The 18162-nt window shown below is 69.8% G+C and carries 16 protein-coding genes and 1 pseudogene; 14 read left to right on the forward strand and 3 right to left on the reverse strand.

Features of this window, described 5'->3' with window-relative positions; genetic code table 11:
• Positions 1–6: 6 nt before the first annotated feature.
• From YWY_RS22365 to YWY_RS23830, 13 genes and pseudogenes are all read left to right on the forward strand, one after another.
• Positions 7–1743 carry an FAD-dependent oxidoreductase gene (locus YWY_RS22365; RefSeq protein ID WP_084609316.1) on the forward strand — a complete coding sequence of 579 codons (1737 nt, stop codon included), beginning with the start codon at positions 7–9 and terminating at the stop codon, positions 1741–1743.
• A 55-nt stretch (positions 1744–1798) separates the two neighbouring features.
• Positions 1799–2962, forward strand: a complete 1164-nt coding sequence (locus tag YWY_RS0115845; protein WP_038045453.1) for an ABC transporter substrate-binding protein — start codon at positions 1799–1801, stop codon at positions 2960–2962.
• Between the two features lie 73 nt (positions 2963–3035).
• Positions 3036–3920: a branched-chain amino acid ABC transporter permease gene (locus tag YWY_RS0115850; protein ID WP_028848416.1), complete on the forward strand. Its 885-nt coding sequence runs from the start codon at positions 3036–3038 to the stop codon at positions 3918–3920.
• Positions 3917–4801 (forward strand): branched-chain amino acid ABC transporter permease, encoded by an 885-nt coding sequence (locus tag YWY_RS22370; protein ID WP_084609317.1) that lies wholly within the window; start codon positions 3917–3919, stop codon positions 4799–4801. Before YWY_RS0115850 ends, YWY_RS22370 begins: the two co-directional genes overlap by 4 nt.
• 3 nt (positions 4802–4804) lie before the next feature.
• On the forward strand, positions 4805–5563 hold the full coding sequence (locus YWY_RS0115860) for an ABC transporter ATP-binding protein (RefSeq protein ID WP_028848417.1): 759 nt from the start codon (positions 4805–4807) through the stop codon (positions 5561–5563).
• Positions 5556–6275: an ABC transporter ATP-binding protein gene (locus YWY_RS0115865; RefSeq protein WP_028848418.1), complete on the forward strand. Its 720-nt coding sequence runs from the start codon at positions 5556–5558 to the stop codon at positions 6273–6275. The genes YWY_RS0115860 and YWY_RS0115865 overlap by 8 nt, the downstream gene beginning before the upstream one ends.
• The gene (locus YWY_RS0115870) at positions 6265–6786 is read left to right on the forward strand and encodes a pyridoxamine 5'-phosphate oxidase family protein (RefSeq protein WP_051310342.1); all 522 of its coding nucleotides are present in this window, start codon (positions 6265–6267) and stop codon (positions 6784–6786) included. The genes YWY_RS0115865 and YWY_RS0115870 overlap by 11 nt, the downstream gene beginning before the upstream one ends.
• A gap of 23 nt (positions 6787–6809) precedes the next feature.
• Positions 6810–8408 (forward strand): AMP-binding protein, encoded by a 1599-nt coding sequence (locus tag YWY_RS0115875; protein ID WP_028848420.1) that lies wholly within the window; start codon positions 6810–6812, stop codon positions 8406–8408.
• Positions 8405–9190: an enoyl-CoA hydratase/isomerase family protein gene (locus YWY_RS22375; protein ID WP_051310343.1), complete on the forward strand. Its 786-nt coding sequence runs from the start codon at positions 8405–8407 to the stop codon at positions 9188–9190. Before YWY_RS0115875 ends, YWY_RS22375 begins: the two co-directional genes overlap by 4 nt.
• A 469-nt stretch (positions 9191–9659) precedes the next feature.
• Complete coding sequence (locus tag YWY_RS22380; RefSeq protein WP_245566700.1) at positions 9660–10469, forward strand: enoyl-CoA hydratase/isomerase family protein; 810 nt, start codon at positions 9660–9662, stop codon at positions 10467–10469.
• Complete coding sequence (locus tag YWY_RS0115890) at positions 10466–12118, forward strand: ATP-dependent acyl-CoA ligase (RefSeq protein ID WP_028848421.1); 1653 nt, start codon at positions 10466–10468, stop codon at positions 12116–12118. Before YWY_RS22380 ends, YWY_RS0115890 begins: the two co-directional genes overlap by 4 nt.
• A 20-nt stretch (positions 12119–12138) precedes the next feature.
• Complete coding sequence (locus YWY_RS0115895) at positions 12139–13026, forward strand: HpcH/HpaI aldolase/citrate lyase family protein (protein WP_028848422.1); 888 nt, start codon at positions 12139–12141, stop codon at positions 13024–13026.
• A gap of 696 nt (positions 13027–13722) precedes the next feature.
• Positions 13723–14091, forward strand: a pseudogene (locus YWY_RS23830) (histidine phosphatase family protein); the annotation flags it as partial.
• Positions 14092–14093: 2 nt separating this feature from the next.
• On the opposite strand, the gene YWY_RS0115905 reads toward YWY_RS23830, so the two are convergent.
• Genes YWY_RS0115905 through YWY_RS0115915 form a run of 3 tightly spaced genes read right to left on the reverse strand, consistent with a single transcriptional unit; the run spans position 14094 to position 16850 of the window.
• Positions 14094–14861, reverse strand: a complete 768-nt coding sequence (locus YWY_RS0115905; RefSeq protein WP_028848424.1) for a crotonase/enoyl-CoA hydratase family protein — start codon at positions 14859–14861, stop codon at positions 14094–14096.
• On the reverse strand, positions 14858–15616 hold the full coding sequence (locus YWY_RS0115910) for an SDR family NAD(P)-dependent oxidoreductase (protein WP_028848425.1): 759 nt from the start codon (positions 15614–15616) through the stop codon (positions 14858–14860). The genes YWY_RS0115905 and YWY_RS0115910 overlap by 4 nt, the downstream gene beginning before the upstream one ends.
• A 28-nt stretch (positions 15617–15644) precedes the next feature.
• On the reverse strand, positions 15645–16850 hold the full coding sequence (locus YWY_RS0115915) for a thiolase family protein (protein WP_051310345.1): 1206 nt from the start codon (positions 16848–16850) through the stop codon (positions 15645–15647).
• Between the two features lie 142 nt (positions 16851–16992).
• On the opposite strand from YWY_RS0115915, the gene YWY_RS0115920 reads away from it, so the two are divergent.
• Positions 16993–18144, forward strand: coding sequence for an acyl-CoA dehydrogenase family protein (locus YWY_RS0115920; protein ID WP_211227623.1), 1152 nt, complete (start codon positions 16993–16995; stop codon positions 18142–18144).
• Positions 18145–18162 lie beyond the last annotated feature (18 nt).

An 18162-nucleotide genomic window follows, 5' to 3' on the forward strand; every position in this document is an offset into this window, starting at 1 on the left:
GCGAGCATGGCGAACAGGCCCGTCGAGCAGCGTGCGGCGACCTGGAGTACGGACCACGGGGAGCAGCGGCCGGTGCTGGTCGTGGGTGCCGGCCTGTCCGGTCTGGCAACGGCCCTGACGTGTGCGCTCAACGGTCGGCCTGCCGTCGTCCTGGAGGCGGCAGAGCTGGTCGGCGGCGCCGCTGCGTATTCCGGCGGACAGGTGTGGTGCGGAGCCAACCACGTCGCCGTCCGCGAGGGGATCACCGGCGATTCCAAGGAACTCACCGAGACCTACATCCGTGACGTCGCTTCCCACTTCGCGCCGGAGGTGCTCGACGAGCAGGCGCTGCTGCGCTGGATCGACATCGCACCGCAGGCGATGAAGTACTTCGAGGACAACGGTGCGATCCGGTGGACCGTGATCCCGGGGCTGGCCGACTACCACAACGAGGCCAAGGGCGCCCTGCCCGAGGGCCGCTACCTCACCAACGAGGTCATCGACGGCTCCGTGCTCGGCCCGTGGCGGGCAAAGCTCCGCTACAGCCCCTACTTCCCGGTCGGCAGGACCTACCGCGAACTGCTGGAGAAGGGGCGGCGCGCCACCTACGTCGACGACTCGGGCAAGGAAAGGTCGGCGACCAAGCAGTCGCATGCCGGCCTGCCCGCCTTCGGCCTCGCCGACGGCACCGCGTTCGAGCAGGCCGGTCACGACGACCCGCTCACGTACGGCACCGGTGTGGTCGCAAGCTTCCTCGCCCGCGTCGTCCGGCACGACCTGATCGACATCCGCACCGAGCACCGGGTCACCGAACTGATCCAGGAGGACGGCGAGGTGGTCGGCCTCCGGGCCCAGGCCCCGGACGGCACGGTCGAACTGCGCGGGCCGGTCGTGCTCGCCACCAGCACCTACGACTGGGACCCCGAGCTGGTGCGGGAAGTGCTCGGGCTGGACGAGGAGGACTGGGGGTCGGTGGCGCCGGAGACGCTGCGCGGGGACGGCATCAAGCTGGCCCGCCAGGTCGGCGGCCGGCTGGTCAAGATCCCGGCCAACGCCACGCCGATCCTGCCCGGCTGGCGCTCCCAGGTGGGCACCGGCTTCGGCTACGGGCCGGAGTACGCCATGCCGCACTCGATGATCGTCGACCGGCACGGCAAGCGGTACTGCAACGACTCGTACTGGGTCGACATCTGCCGGCGCACGCTCGACCCGGACGACAAGCACCTGCCGTTCTTCCTGATCTGGGACGACCAGCACCGCAGGAAGTACGGCCTGGCAGCCACCCCACCGGGTGGCGAGTATCCCGAGGGTTGGGTGGAATCCGCCGACACCCTCCAGGAACTCGGGGCGCGGCTCGGCATCGACGGCGAGCAGCTGGCTCGCACCGCCGAGCGGTTCAGCCACTTCGCCGAGCGCGGCGAGGACCCCGACTTCGGCCGCGGCACGGTGGACTACGTCAACAAGTTCGCCGGCGACCCGGAGCACGAACCCAACCCGGTGCTGGGGCCGATCGTGCAGCCGCCGTTCCACGGCCTCCGGCTGCGTTTCGTCGGCACCGGCATCGGCACGTCAGGTGTGCACATCGACGGTGACGGGCGCGTCCTCGACGAGTCCGCACGACCGATCCCCGGGCTCTACGCCGCGGGGTCGGTGGCGGCGCTGACGACCACCGGGACCGCCTACAACTCGGGCATCGCGCTGGGCCGCGGGCTCACGCTGGCCTACCTCATCGGCCATGAACTCGCCGGCGATCCCGTCGCCTGACCCCGTCCGCCGCGGTCGCGGCTGGACCTGCATACACGAACAAGTTGGAGGAGCTATGGGTAGTGCAGCGCGCAAGCGCAGGACACTGCTGGCAGGGCTGGCCGTCTCCGCGGTCGTGGCGACCGCGGCCTGTGGCGGCCCCGAAGCGGGGGGCAGCGGTGGCGGTGGCATCGAGAAGACCATCAAGATCGCCCAGGTCCAGGACCAGACCGGGCCGATCGCCTACGCCGGCCTCGGCGCGTCGGAAGGCGCCGAGCTGGCGATCGAGGAGATCGAGCAGCAGAACTTCCTCGGTGAGGGCGTCAAGATCGAGCTGCAGAAGCTGGACACCGCGGGCGAGATCGAACGCGCATCCAGCGAGATGAACAAGGCCATGGGCGACCGGGACGTCGACGCCATCATCGGCCCGGCCGCCACTCAGCAGGCCGCCGCCGTCGCGCCGCTGGTGGGCAGGCAGAAGGTGCCGACCGTGTTCACCCAGGCCGGTGGGCAGGGCGTGGTCATCAACGACTACACCTTCCGCGTCACCCCGCCGATGGAGTCCTACTACGAGCTGGCGGTGGACTACCTCGACAAGAAGGGCGTCAAGACCATCTCGGTGCTGTACAACGCCACGTTCCCGACCTTCGCCGAGCTCGGCGAGAAGCGGGTGCCGCAGATGGCCAAGGACCGCGGCATCGAGATCGTGCAGTCGCTGCCGGTGCAGATGACCACGCAGGACTTCGCCGGCCAGTCCCAGCAGATCGCCAGGAAGAACCCGGACGCGTTGGTCATGCTGCTCATCGCGCCGCAGTCGGTGACGGCGCTGCGCCAGCTGAAGGACGCCGGCTACGACAACCTGATCGTGGCCACGTCGGTGCAGGCGGCGGGCAACATCAAGGAGGCGGGTGACGCCGCCAACGGCCTGGTCTACCCGGTGCCGTTCTCCACCGCGATGGACGGCGAGTCCTCGGCGGCGTTCACCGAGGCGTTCCGGAAGAAGTTCAACAAGGACCCGGACCCGTACGCCGCCGACGGCTACGACGCGATGTGGTTCATCGCACGCGCGATCAAGGCATCGGGTGACTCGTCCCGGGAAGGCATCCGCAAAGGCCTGGCCCAGGTGGCGAAGGAAGGCTTCACCGGTGCCATGGGGAACCTGACCTTCGAGGGCAACGACGCCCGCATCGAGGGCGCGCTGGTCCAGTGGCAGGACGGCAAGGAGATCCTGGCGCAGTGAGCCGGTTCCGCGGGGTGCGGCCGCGGCCGCACCCCGCGGGGCGGTCTCTCGCCCCTACCCGAGGGGAAGCAACGTGCAAGACCTGTTGAACGTCGTCACGCTTGGCTCGATCTACCTGTTGTTCGCGCTGGGCATGGCCTTGGTGTGGGGGACCATCGGCATCCTCAACTTCGCGCACGGGGCCACGTTCATGTTCTCCGCGTTCGTCGGCCATCTCGTCACGCGGGAGACCGAGCTGCCGTTCCTGCCGGTCGTGGCGGTCTCGGTGCTGGTCGGGGCGGCCATCGCGGCGCTCACCCAGCTGCTGGCCTTCCAGCCGATCCTCAAGCGGTCGAAGAACCAGCACGCCGCCGAGATGCGCATCCTCATCGGCGGCATCGGGGTCGCCGCCATCCCGCTGGCGCTCGCCCAGCACCAGACCCGCTCCAGCCCGTTCGGCTTCAATTCCAGTTACGACGCCGAGGTCATGGACGTCTTCGGATTGCGGCTGACCACCACGTCGGCCGTCATCATCGTGTCCGGCCTGGCCATCGGGATCGGCCTGACCGTCTGGGTGCGGCGGTCCCGGCAGGGCCTTGCACTGCGCGCGATCGGGGTCGACGCGGAGACCGCCGCGGGCATGGGCGTCAACCGGACCGCCCTGGCGTTCGGCACCATGGCCACGGCCGGGGCACTGGCCGGCCTCGCCGGGGCGCTGCTGACCTTCCAGCTCGGTGCCATCGCCCCGGAGACCGGAGACCAGCTGCTCATCAAGGCGTTCGCGATCATCGTGCTCGGCGGCCTCGGCTCGATGGCAGGCACGGTCATCGGCGCGTACGTCCTGGCCGGGGCCGAGACGCTCGTGCTGAACCTCAACTACGGCACCTGGGTGGACGCCGTCTCGTTCGGTCTGATCTTCCTGATCCTGCTCGCCCGGCCCCAGGGCCTGCTGGGCCGCAAGGAGGTGCGCCGCACATGAGCGACTGGTACGCGATGAACGTCGTGCTGATCCAGACGACGCTCACCACGCTGCTGCTGGCGTTGAGCATCCAGGTGCCGATCCGCTTCGGAGTCTTCTCCTTCGCCGGGGTCGGCGCCTTCGGTATCGGCGGCTACACCGCCGCCATCGCCATGGTCCACCTGGGCTGGACCACGTGGCCGTCGGTCGCGCTCGGCGCGGTGCTCGCCGGCGTCGTGGTCTTCGCGCTCGGCCTGGTGGTGCAGCGGCTGACCGGCCTGTACATGGGCATGGCGACGATCGCGTTCACGCTGATCGTCTCGGTGGTGGCGGTCAACGGCGGGGAACTCACCGGCGGGCCGGGTGGCCTGTTCGGCGCGCTCGGCGAGATCGACACCGGCCACATCCTGGCGGTCGTGGTCGTGGTGGTGGCCGTGCTGGTGTGGACCGAGGCGAAAGGGATGGGCAGGCGCGTCGACACCGTCCGCGAAGACCCGGAACTGGCCACCGCCATGGGCATCGACGTGGCCAGGTACCGGCTGGCGTCGTTCGCCATTTCCGGGGTCATCGGCGGTCTGGCCGGTGCGATCACCACGCTGCTGCGGTCCACCATCACGCCGGCGGAAGTGAACTTCCACATGGTGGTTCTCGCGTTGACGGCGATCATCGTCGGCGGCGCCCGGTCCTGGCTGGGGGCGTTCATCGGCGCGGTCATCTTCGTCTGGCTGCCGACGGTCATCTCGTTCGTGCAGGAGTGGGAGAAGGTCGTCTACGGGTTTCTGGTGGCGGTGGCCGCGATCTACCTGCCCAACGGTGTGCTCGGCCTGATCAAGGACCTCGTCCATCGCTTGCGCACCCGGCAGGAGCGTGCCCGCATGGCCGTGCTGCAGGAGAAGGGCTGACGGATGGCTGAAAGCGCAGTGGGCAGGCAGACGGCGCTGCTCGCCATGGAGGACGTGGCCGTGCACTTCGGCGGCGTCAAGGCCGTCGACGGCATCACCCTGGAGATGTACGAAGGGAACATCTACGGCGTGATCGGCCCCAACGGGTCGGGCAAGTCGACCTTGCTGGGGGCGATGACCAGGCTGACGCCGTCGACCCGGGGCCGGTTCCTGCTGGACGGCAAGGACTACACCAGGGTCCCGGCGCGGAACGTGCACCGTATGGGCATTTCGCGCACGTTCCAGACCGTGCGCCTGCTCGACGACCGCTCGGTCCGCGACAACATCCTGCTCGGCCTCGACGCGCTGCCCAAGCAGACCCGCAAGGAGACGGCGATGCAGGTCGACGAGGTGATGGAACGGGTCGGCGTGCGGGAGGTGGCGCAGCTGCGCCCCGACGAGCTGTCGTACGGCATGCAGCGCAGGGTGGAGTTCGCCCGCGCCATCATCGGCCGTCCCCGGCTGCTGCTTTTGGACGAGCCCACCGCGGGCATGAACACCGCGGAGCGCAAGGAGATCGGCAAGCTGATGCGGCAGCTGTGCGACGAGGGGATCACCCAGTTCATCGTCGAGCACGACGTGGAAATGATGGTCGAGACCTGCGACTACCTGTTCGCGATGAACGTCGGGAAGCTCATCGCCGAAGGCGAGCCGCAGGACGTGGTCCGGCATCCCGCCGTCCAGGAGGCGTACTTGGGGAAGGGGGCGGCGGCCGATGCTTGAGGTCACCGATCTGCACGTCAGTTACGGGCCGGTACGCGCGGTCCACGGGGTGTCGTTGACCGCCACCGCGGGGCAGGTGACGTTGGTGCTCGGCGCCAACGGCGCGGGCAAGACCACGAGCCTGCGCGCCATCGCCGGGTTCCACAAACCCGACGCCGGGTCGGTGTGGTTCGACGGCCGCGACATCACCGGGATGGCCGCCCACCGGGTGGTGCGGCGCGGCATGGTGCTGGTGCCGGAGGGCCGCAAGATCTTCCTTCCGCTCACCGTCGAGGAGAACTTGCGCATGGGCGGGTACGCCGCCCCGAAGGGCTCGGTCGAGAAGGGGATCGAGGAGATCTACCAGACGTTCCCGATTCTCGCCGAGCGCAGGCATGCGCAGGCCGGCCTGCTCAGCGGTGGCGAACAGCAGATGCTGGCGTTCGGCCGCGCGTTGATGTCCAGGCCCAAGCTCATGCTGATGGACGAACCGTCCATGGGGCTGGCGCCCGCCATGGTCGAGCGGGTGCTCTCCAGCGTCCGCGCGATGGCCGACACCGGGATCGGCATCCTCATGGTCGAGCAGAACGCCGAAGCCGGGCTGCGCATCGCGGACACCGTCGCCGTCGTCAGCCGTGGCGAGACGGTGTGGACGGGCACCGCCGACGAAGCCCGCGACAGCAAGGCGATCGTGCACGCCATGCTCGGGGAGGCGGCGCTGGATGGCGTCTGAGGATGCCGACGACCTGCCCGGAGCGAAGGACATCGAGGACTTGTCCCGGGCCAGGTTGGCTCCGGAGGGCAGGGCGGAGCTGTTCGCCGAGCAGACCGAATGCGTGCTGTCGTTCCTCGAGGACGGCTTGCCGACCGCGGTGGTGCTCAGCTACCTGGTCGACGAGCACGGTCATTTCTGGTTCGCCACGGTGGAAGGCCGGCGCCAGGTGCGTGGCGTGGACGCCGATCCACGGGTTGCGGTGGTGGTGTCCAGTGCGGGCACCGGCCTACCCGGCAGGCGCATGGTCGCGTTGCGCGGCCGGGCCCGGGTGCACCGTGATCGAGCCGTGGTGATGGATCGGGTGCGTCGGCTGGCCCCGCGCCTGGCGCCCGGCGACCCGGAAGCGTTCGTCCGGCTCTTGGACAGCCCCAATCGCGTGGTGATCGAGGTCGTCCCGACCGAGGTGACGGCCTCCCATGACTCGACCCGGCTGGCAGGCGACGGACGAGGCGGCCCTGCCCGTTCGTGACGACGTGTGACGAAGGAGCGCAGGTGGAGCACGACGTGAGTCTCGGTGAGTGGCTGGCCGCGGTGGCGGCCGACCCGGCACGCAAGGGCGCCGAGGTGGTGATCGAGGACGAGCAGGTGGGTGTGCGGGACCTGGACGCGCACGCCTCGAGCGTCGCGGCGGGCTTGCTGGATCTCGGTTTGCAGCCCGGCGAGCGGGTCGCGGTGCTGACCCCGGCTCGGGTGGCGTCGTTGCAGGCGTGGTTCGGTATCGCTCGCGCGGGTCTGGTCGAAGTGCCGCTCAATCCGGCCGCGGGGCCGGTCGCGCTGGCCCACTGCCTGGTGCTGTCCCGGGTTCGCGCTGCGGTGTGCGCGCCGGACCTGGTGCCGCTTCTGGCCAGAGCGATGGCCCAGGCGCGCAGCGACGGAGGGGAGCTGCAGCTGCAGCACCTGCTGCTGCTCGACCCGCTGCCGGGCACCCCGGCCGCCGAGCCCGCCGACACCGGCCTGCGCACGACGCCGTTCACCGATCTTCTCGCGACTTCGCCCCGCGACCTGCCCGCGGTCGACCCCGGGAGCACCGCGGTGGTGCTCTACACCTCCGGGACCACCGGGCCGCCCAAGGGGGTCCGGCTCAGCCACCGGGCCAACGTCAACCTCGCCAGGCACACCACCGAGCTGATGGGTTACACCTCCGACGACCGCCTCTACAGCGTGTTCCCGCTCTACCACGCCAACGCGCGGTACTGCTCGGTCATGACCGGGTTCGACGCGGGGGCGCGCGTCCTCATGCACCGCAAGTTCACCGCGTCCGGCTTCTGGGACATCTGCCGTCGCGAGGGGATCACCGCGTTCAACTACCAGGGCGCGATGATGAGCATCCTGGCCAAGAAGCCTGCTCGGGACGACGACCGCGACAACCCGGTGCGGGTGGCGTTCGGGGCACCGTGCCCGAAGGAGATCTTCACCGAGTTCGAACAGCGCTTCGGGGTGCGGCTGACCGAGATCTACGGCAGCACCGAGGTGTCCCTGGTCTGCGAGATGCCGCCGGAGCGGCGCCGGATCGGCACCGCGGGACAGGAGTCGCCGATCTACACGGTCGCGGTGGTGGACGAGCTGGACCGACCGGTGCCGCCGGGCACTCCGGGGGAGATCGTGGTCCGGCCGAAGAAGCCGGGCTGGATGTTCGACGGCTACGAGGGCGACCCGGCCGCGACCGTCAAGGCGTGGCGCAACCTGTGGTTCCACACCGGCGACCGTGGCGTCCTGGACGAGGACGGCTTCCTCACTTTCCTCGACCGGGCCAAGGACACCGTGCGCAGGCGCGGCGAGAACATTTCGACCTGGGAGGTCGAGCGGGTCATCGCCGAGCACCCGGACGTCGGCCAGGTCGCGGCCTACGGTGTGGCCTCCGAGTTGTCCGAGGAAGAGGTCATGGTCGCGGTCGTCCCGGCGCCGGGCGCGGAGATCGACCCGGCTGCCCTGGTGGAGTTCTGCCGGGGCAGGCTGACCGCCTTCGCTGTGCCGCGTTACGTCCGGGTGGTCGAGGCGTTGCCGCTCACCCCGAGCCAGCGGGTGGAGAAGTACAAGCTGCGCGCCGAGGGCGTCACGCCGGACACCTGGGACCGGGAGGCGGCCCGGTGACCGATCTGCCCGAACACCTGCGGGGCTACGAGCGGTTCCGGCTGGAATCGCCGGCACCCGGCGTGCTGCTGGTGACCATGTGCCGCCCGGAGAAGCTCAACGCGATGGACCAGCTGTGGTTCGCCGAGCTGACCCGGCTCATGCGCACTCTCGGCAAGGACGACGACGAGCACCGCGCGGTCGTGCTGACGGGAGAGGGACGCGCGTTCTCCGCCGGTGGCGACATCGACATGTTCCACGACCTCGACGGCGACGTGAACCTGGTCCGTCCGCACCTGCTGCGGGTGTACGAGGCGTTCCACGCCGTGGAGAAGTGCGCCATCCCGGTCATCGCGGCGGTCAACGGGATCGCGTTCGGTGGTGGGACCGAGCTGACCTTGGCGTGCGACATCGCGTACGCCGCGGAGTCGGCTCAGTTCTCCTTCAAGGAGGTGACGGTCGGCCTCATGCCGGGCTACGGGATCATCCGCGGCCCGGACGTGATCGGGCGCCACCACACCCGGTACCTGGCGCTGAGCGGCCGCACCGTCGACGCGCACGAAGCCCGGTCGATGGGACTGGTCTGCCAGGTGCATTCCGACGACGACCTGGTCCCGGCGGCGGTCGCGCTCGCCGAGGAAATCGCGGCCAACCCACCGCTGGCCGTCCAGGTGGGCAAGGCGTTCATCAACCGGGGGACCGAAGTCGGCTACCCCGAGTCGGTGGAGGCGATCGCCCTGCTGTTCGCCCGGCCGGAGCACCGGGCCGCGGTCGACGCGTTCCGTGCTCGCCGGTTGCGTTGAGGTCGGGGCGCGGGGGTGTGGTGGATGCGTTCCGCGCCCGTCGGATGCGCGCTGGTGGACGAGGTCGTACGAGGACGGATGTGGTGCGTGCTCGTCGGTTGCGCCGACGCCGGCGTCCTGGCTCCGCAGGACGTGCTCGTTCTCACTGGCTGCGCCAAGGTCGCGCCTGGCTGCGCAGGACGAGCTCCGTTTCCACCTCCGTTCTCACCGTTGGCGTCGAGGGCGGAGCGTCGGGCTGCGCAGGACGTGCTCGTTCCCGCCGTCGGTGCCGAGTTCGGAGCGCCGAGCTGCCGTCGACACGTCCCGTGCCTGCCGGTCGTGCTGAGGCCGGACCGCGGAATCGGCCTTGGCTCCGGTGCCGCCATCAGCGCTCGTCACCGGCTTTCCGCAGGCGCCGACGCCTTCCACGTCGCACCATTGCCTGGGGACACGATCTCCGGGTAATGTTGATTATGAACAGCATCATTAGGTGAGGAGCGTCGTGGGCAGCATCGAGGTGGCCGAACGTCGCAACGTCGTCTGGATCACGATCAACGCGCCAGAGCGGCGCAACGCGTACGACCTCGAGATGGCGCGCGCCATAATCGCCGCGATCGAGGACGCCGCAGAGGCCCATGCGGTGGTGATCACCGGCGCGGGCGGCAGCTTTTGCGCCGGCGGCGCGCTCACCGAGCTCGGCGACCCGGACCCGGAACAGCTGCGCCGGCTGTTCACCACGTCGGCGCGGCTGCTCGACACCATCCGGGCCTGCCCTCGGCCGGTGATCGCCGCGGTCGACGGTCCCGCCGCGGGCGGCGGAAACGAACTCGTCGTCGCCTGTGACTTCGCCATCGCCACCGAACGCTCCACGTTCGGCCAGACCGGCCCCAAGGTCGGTTCCGCCCCCGTGCTCGGCGCCACGAACCTGATGGCCGTCCAGATCGGTGAGCGCCGGGCCAAGGAAATGGCGATGATGTGCCGCCGGTACTCGGCCCGTCAAGCGCTGGAGTGGGGGCTGGTCAACGAGGTGGTCCCCGACGGCGAACTCGAAGCCGCCGTCGAGCGCTGGCTCGACGAGATCGACGCGCTCAGCCCTCGCTACCTCGAGATCGCCAAGACCAGCAGCAACCAGTGGTGGAACCAGTCCAAGGACAACATGGCCGCCAACCTCGGCGCGCTCATCCAGGCCATCGGCAGCGAGGACATGCTCGAGGGCGCCCGTGCCTTCCTGGAGAAGCGCAAGCCCGACTTCCGCGGACTCCGCCGTGCCCGCAACGTTGACGAAGGACGGAACCAGTGACCCGCTACTACCGCGACCTGAAGCCGACGTTCCCCGACCGCTCCCAGTGGGCGCTGCCGATCGTGCTGCGTCACCAGGCCGCCGAGCGTCCGGACGCGGTCTGGCTCGACGTCCCCGAGGAGGGCCTGACCTGGACCTATGCCGAGATGCTCGCCTCCGCCGAGCGAGTGGGACGCAACCTCCTCGCGCACGGCGGGGCCAAAGGTGACCGGGTGATCATCGTCGCGGCGAACTCCTCCCGGTTCGTCCGCACCTGGGTCGGCAGTGCCGTCGCCGGCATGGTCGAGGTGCCGATCAACACCGCCTACGAGCACGACTTCCTGGCCCACCAGGTGCGCACGGTGGAAGCGAAGTTCGCGGTCGTCGACGACGTCTACGCGGAACGGTTCGTCGCGGTGAAGGAAGCCGCGAAGGACATCACCAAGTTCTGGGTGATCGACACCGGACAGCAGGACAAGGCGATCGCGGTGCTGCGCGAGGCGGGCTGGGAGGCCGCGCCGTGGGACGAGCTGGAGGCCGAGTTGCCCGCGGGCAGCGACGTGCAGCTGCCGGAGGTGTACCCGCACGACTTGGCCTCGGTGTTCTTCACCTCGGGGACGACGGGCCCGTCGAAGGGCGTCGCCATGCCGCACGCGCAGATGTTCTTCTTCGCCGAGGAGTGTGTGTCCCTGGTGCGGCTCACCGCCGAGGACGCGTGGATGACGGTGACGCCGTTGTTCCACGGCAACGCCCAGTTCATGGCCGCCTACCCGGCGATGGTCGCCGGAGCCCGGGTGGTGGTCCGCCCCCGGTTCTCCGCCAGCCGGTGGATCGACCAGATCCGGGAGAGCCGGGTGACGGTCACCAACTTCATCGGCGTGATGATGGACTTCATCTGGAAGCAGCAGCGACGCCCGGACGACGCCGACAACCCGCTCCGGGTGGTCTTCGCCGCGCCCACCGCGTCCTCGCTGGTGGAGCCGATGAAGGAGCGGTACGGCATCGAAGCGTTCGTCGAGGTCTTCGGCCTCACCGAGACGTCGGCACCGATCATCTCCCCGTACGGGGAGCCGCGGCCCGCGGGCGCGGCCGGTCTCGCCGCGGACGAGTGGTTCGACGTGCGCTTGGTCGACCCGGAGACCGACGAGGAGGTCCCGGTCGGTCAGATCGGTGAGCTGGTGGTGCGGCCGAAGGTGCCGTTCATCTGCTCGATGGGCTACTACAACATGCCGGAGAAGACCGTCGAGGCGTGGCGCAACCTGTGGTTCCACACCGGCGATGCGCTCAAGCGCGACGAGGAGGGCTGGTACTACTTCGTCGACCGGTTCAAGGACGCGCTGCGCAGGCGCGGCGAGAACATCAGCTCCTACGAGATCGAGACCGCGATCCTGGCGCATCCCGCGGTGCTGGAGACGGCGGTGATCGCGGTGCCCGCCGACACCGAAGCGGGCGAGGACGAGGTGATGGCCTATGTGATCACCTCGGAGCCGATCACCCCGGAGGAGCTGTGGGAGCACTGCGACCGCAGGATCCCGTCGTTCGCCGTGCCGCGATATCTGCGCTTCGTCGACGAGCTGCCCAAGACCCCGTCGCAGCGGGTGCAGAAGGCCAAGCTGCGCGAGCTCGGTGTCACGCCGGACACCCACGACCGGACGTCGGTCGGTCGCTGAGCCTGCCGAGGAGCGTGAAGGTGCATCCCTACCGTTCGGTTCTGTTCGTCCCCGCGCACAAGCCGTCGTGGGCGCCCAAGGCGCTGGCGTCGGGGGCCGATTGCATCGTCGTCGACCTCGAGGACTCGGTACCCGAGCACTTGAAGGAGTCCGCCAGGGAGACCGCGCGGCAGATCCTGGCGGACCTGCGCAAGGAGTCGTCCCGGGTGGGCTTGTTCGTCCGCCCGAACGCGCTCGACACCAAGCTCGCGGGCGCGGATCTCGAGGCCGTGGTGGGTCCGGAGTTGAACGGCCTGTTCACCCCGAAGATCCGCAACGCCACGGACGTGCTGCGCTGGGAGACCCTGATCGACTGGTTCGAGACGCGCAACGGCGCCGACGGGCTGGAGATGATTGTCCCGGTGGAGATGGTCGACGCCATCAACAACGCGCTGGAGATCGCCGGGGCGTCGCCGCGCGTCGGGGCGATGATCGGCCCGACCTCGCAGCATGCGGACATCGCCAGGGCTGTCGGCTACCGGCAGTCGCGCGAGGGCAGCGAGACGCTGTACTTGCGCAGCCGGATCCTGCTGGCCTGCCGTCAGTACGGTCTGCACCCGCTGACCGGGCTGTGGGAGGACCTGGAGGATCTCGAGGGACTGCGTGCGTTCGCCGACTACGGCCTCCAGCTCGGCTTCCGCGGGCAGATCCTCATCCACCCGTCGCACGTGCCGGTGGTGCACGAGGTGTACACGCCGTCCGACGAAGAGGTCGCCTACCACGAAGAACTCGTCGCCACCGTGGAGAAGGCGATCGCCGAGGGGCACGGTGCCGTGCGGTTCCGCGGCACGCACGTCGACATCGCGCACATGGAGAAGGCGAAGGACTGGCTGGCGCACGCCAGGCTGGTGCGTGGCGAGGCCGAGTAGCAGCCGGGCGCGGCAGCCCAGCACGAGCGGGCCGGGCGGTCCCGCGGACTCCGATGACCCGCAGGGCGCAAAGGTGGTGCGGTGGACGCCGCCGACGGCCCACCCCAGTCGAGGCGCGCTGGGGCGTACCCAGCCAAGGAGCCTCATCACATTCCCGCGGCTCCCTCACCTGTGGGAGTGTCGTCCAGCCCGGCCGAAGTTGTCCGGCCCGTTGGCTGTCTGGGAAGAACCGACCAGTCGCCTCCGAGGCGGTCGCCGCTGCGCACGACCGTGGCATCGCGATCACTGGGAACGCGGGAATCGCGATGCCCCGCGGCCGGCATCGCGGTCAGCGGCCGCTGCTCGGTGGCCACTCAGCGGCTGCCCGGCGGCCTCTCGGCGGTCGACCTGCCCGCAGCGGCACGTGCCGCCCCAGCGCCTCGACCACAGGCGGATCGGGTCGACGAGTTCAGCCGGTGAGTCTCCCGGGCAGCGAGAAGCAGCTACCCGCAAGATCGCCCACCCACGACCGCCACGAAGCGACGGATGCGGCAATCAGGCCATGGACTCCCAGTCCGCGGGAGGGTCCGCGCGGCAGGGGAAGCGGCGGCCCGAGCCGGAACAGACCATGATCCCGCTGGAGACGGCCTCCACCGAGGCCCAGCCACGCCGCGTGCAGCTCCTCGTCGAGGCGGACGGCGGGTCCCGCCAGCGACCGTGGAACAGCATCCCGGCCTGCTGGAGACCGACTTCGGGCAGTGGGAGGGTCTGACGTTCGCCGAGGCGGCCGCGCGCGAGCGCACCAAGCTCAACCACGAGTCTCCCGGGCAGCAAGGAGCAGCTGCTCGGGCTTCGTCGGAGGGGCAGGCCGCGACCGACGCCATCGCGATCCGCAATCCGCTGGCGGGCCGCGGCGCGCCGGGCCGCGGCTTGCTCGTCGGCCAGCCGCCGCAGCATGGAGCAGCCCCCGCACGACGCCTTCTCGACGGACGCCCACGTCGGCCCCAGACCGGTCGACGGGCGTGGTTCGCTGGTCCGCAGAAAAGAGTGGTCGGGCGAACCCGGCCACCTCTCCGTGGGCGGTGACCTCAGGTGCCGGTCCAGCGGGGCGCGCGCTTCTCCACGAAGGCCCGGGCACCCTCCTTGGCGTCCGCGGACTCGCGTACCGGCTGCACGTACTCGTGCTGCCGTTCGAACATCTCGTCCAGCGACCAGTCCTGCGAGCGCATGATCACCTGCTTCGACGCGGCCAGCGCGAGCGGTGCGTTGGCGGCGATCTCGTCGGCCAGCTCCAGCGCGGTGTCCAGCGCCTTTCCCGGCTCGGCCAGCCGGTTGACCAAGTGCACCTCGGCCGCTTCGGTGGCTGGCCACATCCGGCCGGTCAGCACCAGTTCCATGGCCAGGTGGTACGGGATGCGACGCTGCAGCCGCAGCAGGCCCCCCGCCGCGGCGGTCAGGCCGCGCTTGACCTCGGGCAGCCCGAACTTCGCCTCGCGCGACGCCACGACCAGATCGCACGCCAGCACGATTTCGAAGCCACCGGCCAGGGCGTACCCTTCGACGGCGGCGATGAGCGGCTTGCGCGGCGGCTGCTGCACCAGGCCCGCGAAACCGCGGCCTTCCACCACCGGCCGCTCGCCGCGGGCGAACCCCTTGAGGTCCATTCCCGAGCAGAACGTCCGGTTCGCGCCGGTGATCACGCCGACGCTCAGGTCGGACCTGCTGTCCAGCTGGTCGAGCGCATCGGCGATCTCGTGCGCCATCCGCAGTGACATCGCGTTGCGTGCTTCCGGGCGGTTCATCTCCAGCACCAGCACGCGGCCGCGCTCGGAGACCTTCAGCTGCGGTTCGCTCATCGTGGCGCCATCCTGATCGCGCCGTCGAGACGGATGGTCTCGCCGTTGAGGTACGGGTTCTCGATGATCTGCTGGGCCAGCATCGCAAACTCGTCCGGCCTGCCCAGTCGCGCCGGGTTGGGGACCTGGGCGGCGAGACGGTCTTTGATCTCCTGCGAGAACCGCGCCAGGATCGGCGTGTCGAACACCCCCGGCGCGATCGAGTTGACCCGGATGTACTTGTTCGCCAGGTCGCGGGCGGCGACCAGGGTCATCCCGACGACGCCCGCCTTGGCGGAGGCGTAGGGGATCTGGCCCACCTGGCCCTCCCAGGCGGCGACCGACGCGGTGAGCACGCAGACACCGCGCTCGCCGCCGACGACCTCGTTCTTGGCCATCCGGGCCGCTGTCAGGCGCAGCACGTTGAACGTCCCGACGAGGTTAATGTCGACCAGCTGCCGGTAGAGGTCGAGAGCTCCTGGTGAGCCGTCCCGGTCGACCAAGCGGACGGTGCCGCCTTTGCCCGCGCAGTGCACCAGGGCCCGCAGCGGCGCCCGCTGCTCCGCGGCGTCGAGCGCGGAGCCGACCGCCGCCGGGTCCGTGACGTCGCCATGGGTGAACGTGCCGCCGATCTCCGCGGCCAGCTCCTTGCCGAGCTCTTCATTGAGGTCGAGGACGACCACGTGGGCGCCGGACTTGGCGAGCCTGCGCGACGTCGCGGCGCCGAGACCGGACGCCCCACCGGTGACCAGAGCGGAGGCGTTGCTGAGGTGCACGGAAGTTCTCCTTCGACGGGGAAGCGGGTCACAGTCGCTCGATGATCGTGGCGTTGGCCATGCCACCTGCCTCGCACATGACCTGGAGGCCGAAGCGCTGGTCGTTGTCCTCCAGTGCGTGCAGCATCGTCGTCATCAGCCGGGCACCCGACGCACCGAGCGGATGGCCGAGGGCGATCGCGCCACCCCGGGGGTTGAGCCGCTCGGGATTGCCCTTGCAGTCCTTCAGCCAGGCCAGCGGCACCGGCGCGAACGCCTCGTTGACCTCGACGTGGTCGATCTCCTCCAGCGTGAGGCCGGCGCGAGCCAGCACCTTCCCGGTGGCCGGGATCGGGCCGGTCAGCATCAGCAGCGGGTCGCTGCCCACCACCGCCATGCTGTGAATCCGGGCCCGCGGGCGCAGGCCGAGCGCTTCCGCCTTCGCGCGCGACATCAGCAACAACGCGCTGGCGCCGTCGCTGATCTGCGACGAGTTCCCGGCGGTGGTCGACCAGGTCAGCTGCGGGAAGCGCCGGGCAAGGTCCGGTGAGTGGAAGGCCGGCTTCAGCCCGGCCAGCTTCTCCGGCGTGGTGCCGCGGCGGATCGTCTCGTCGGCAGTGACCACACCGTTCGGGGTGGTCACCGGCACGATCTCGCGGTCGAAGGCGCCTGCGTCCTGCGCCGCGGCGGCGCGGGCATGCGACTGGGTGGCGTACTCGTCGAGCTCGGCGCGGGTGAAGCCCCATTCGGCCGTGACCAGTTCGGAGGCCACGCCCTGGGACACCAAGCCGGGGGCGTAGCGTTCGTTCACGCCTGCGCCGAACGGATCTGCTCCCATGCGCGCCGACCCCATCACCACCCGGCTCATCGACTCGACCCCGCCTGCCACCACGATGTCGGCGTCCCCGGAACGGATCGCCTGCGCGGCGAAGTGGACGGCTTGCTGGCTGGAACCGCACTTGCGGTCGATCGTCGTCGCGGGCACGTGCTCGGGGAACCCGGCGGCGAGCCACGCCATCCGTCCGGGGGTGGCGGACTGCTCGCCGACCTGGGACACGCAGCCGACGATGACGTCGTCCACCGTGCCCGGATCGACCTGCGGGGTGCGGGCGAGGAGTCCTTGCAGGGTCTGCGCCAGCAGGTCGACCGGATGAACCCCGCTGAGCGCGCCGTCGGCTTTGCCGCGGCCGACCGGGGTACGTACGGCGGCCACGATCACCGCATCACGTGGGCCAGCTGGTTGCGGGTGAGCCATGACTATTGCTTATCATGATTGTCATCTCTGTGTCCATGAGCCAGTGAGTCTCCGATGTCGTGGGCAGTCGGCAGCGTGGCCGCCTTGTTGACACCGGCTCACCAAATCCATAATAATCATTAACAACCAAGGAGGTGAGTCCGTGTCGGACCAGCACGCGGAGATCCGGCAGCTCGCTGCCCGGGTGGCGCGAGAGATCTACGAGCCCATGGCCGAGTCGCTGGACGTCAACCGGACACCGCTGCCGAAGGAGGAGCGGCTTCGGCTCGGTGACCTCGGGTTCCTGGGGATCGCGCATCCGGAGAAGTACGGTGGCGCAGGCGCCCCGCTGGAGCAGGCGCTGATCGTCATCGAGGAGCTGGCCAAGGTCTGCCGCCCCGCCGCGTTCCAGGTGTTCGAGGCGAACACCGGCCCGGCACAGGTGATCACCCACCTCGGTACCGAGGAGCAGCGCCAGCGCTGGCTGCCCGACATCATCAGCGGCCGCAAGACGATGGCCGTGGCCATCTCCGAGCCGCACGCCGGATCCGCGGCGACCGACATGCGCACCACGGCCAAGGAGGTCGACGGCAAGCTCATCATCAACGGCACCAAGCGGTGGATCTCCAACGGCGGCGAGGCCGAGCTGTACCTGCTGTACTGCCGGCTGTCCGACGCTCCCGGTTCGAAGGGCATCGGGGCGGTCGTGGTGGAGAAGGGCACGCCGGGATTCACCTTCGGGGCCAGCGAGCGGCTGATGGGCTTCCGCGGGATTCCGTCGGCCGACCTGTACTTCGACAACGTCGAGGTGCCGCTCGACAACGTCGTCGTCCCGGCGGGTTCGTTCGGCAAGCTGTTCCGGATCTTCTCGATCGAACGGCTGGGCAACACCACCATGAGCCTGGCCATCGGGCAGGCCGCGCTGGACAAGACGCTGCAGTACGTCCAGGAGCGCGAGCAGTTCGGCAAGCCGCTGGTGGAGTTCCAGGCGATCCAGGTCATGGTGGCCGACATGGTGCTCGACGTGGAGGCCGCACGACTGCTGCGCGACCGAGCCGCCGCTTCCGCGCGGAAAACCGGCATCCCCGATCCGCTCCAGGTGTCGCTTGCCAAGTGCGCGGCGAACGAGATGGCCAAGCGAGTCACCGACCTGGCCATGCAAATCCACGGTGGCAACGGCTACACCGAGGAGTACGGTCTGGAACGCCTGCACCGTGACTCGCACGGCTGGGCGATCGCGGGCGGCACGCCGACGATGCAGCGCATCCGCATCGTCTCCGAGCTCCTCGGCCGCAAGTTCGATCAGCGCCGCTGAAAGCGCCTGCCGATCGCG

The organism is Thermocrispum agreste DSM 44070 (assembly GCF_000427905.1).
Classification (GTDB): Bacteria; Actinomycetota; Actinomycetes; order Mycobacteriales; family Pseudonocardiaceae; genus Thermocrispum; species Thermocrispum agreste.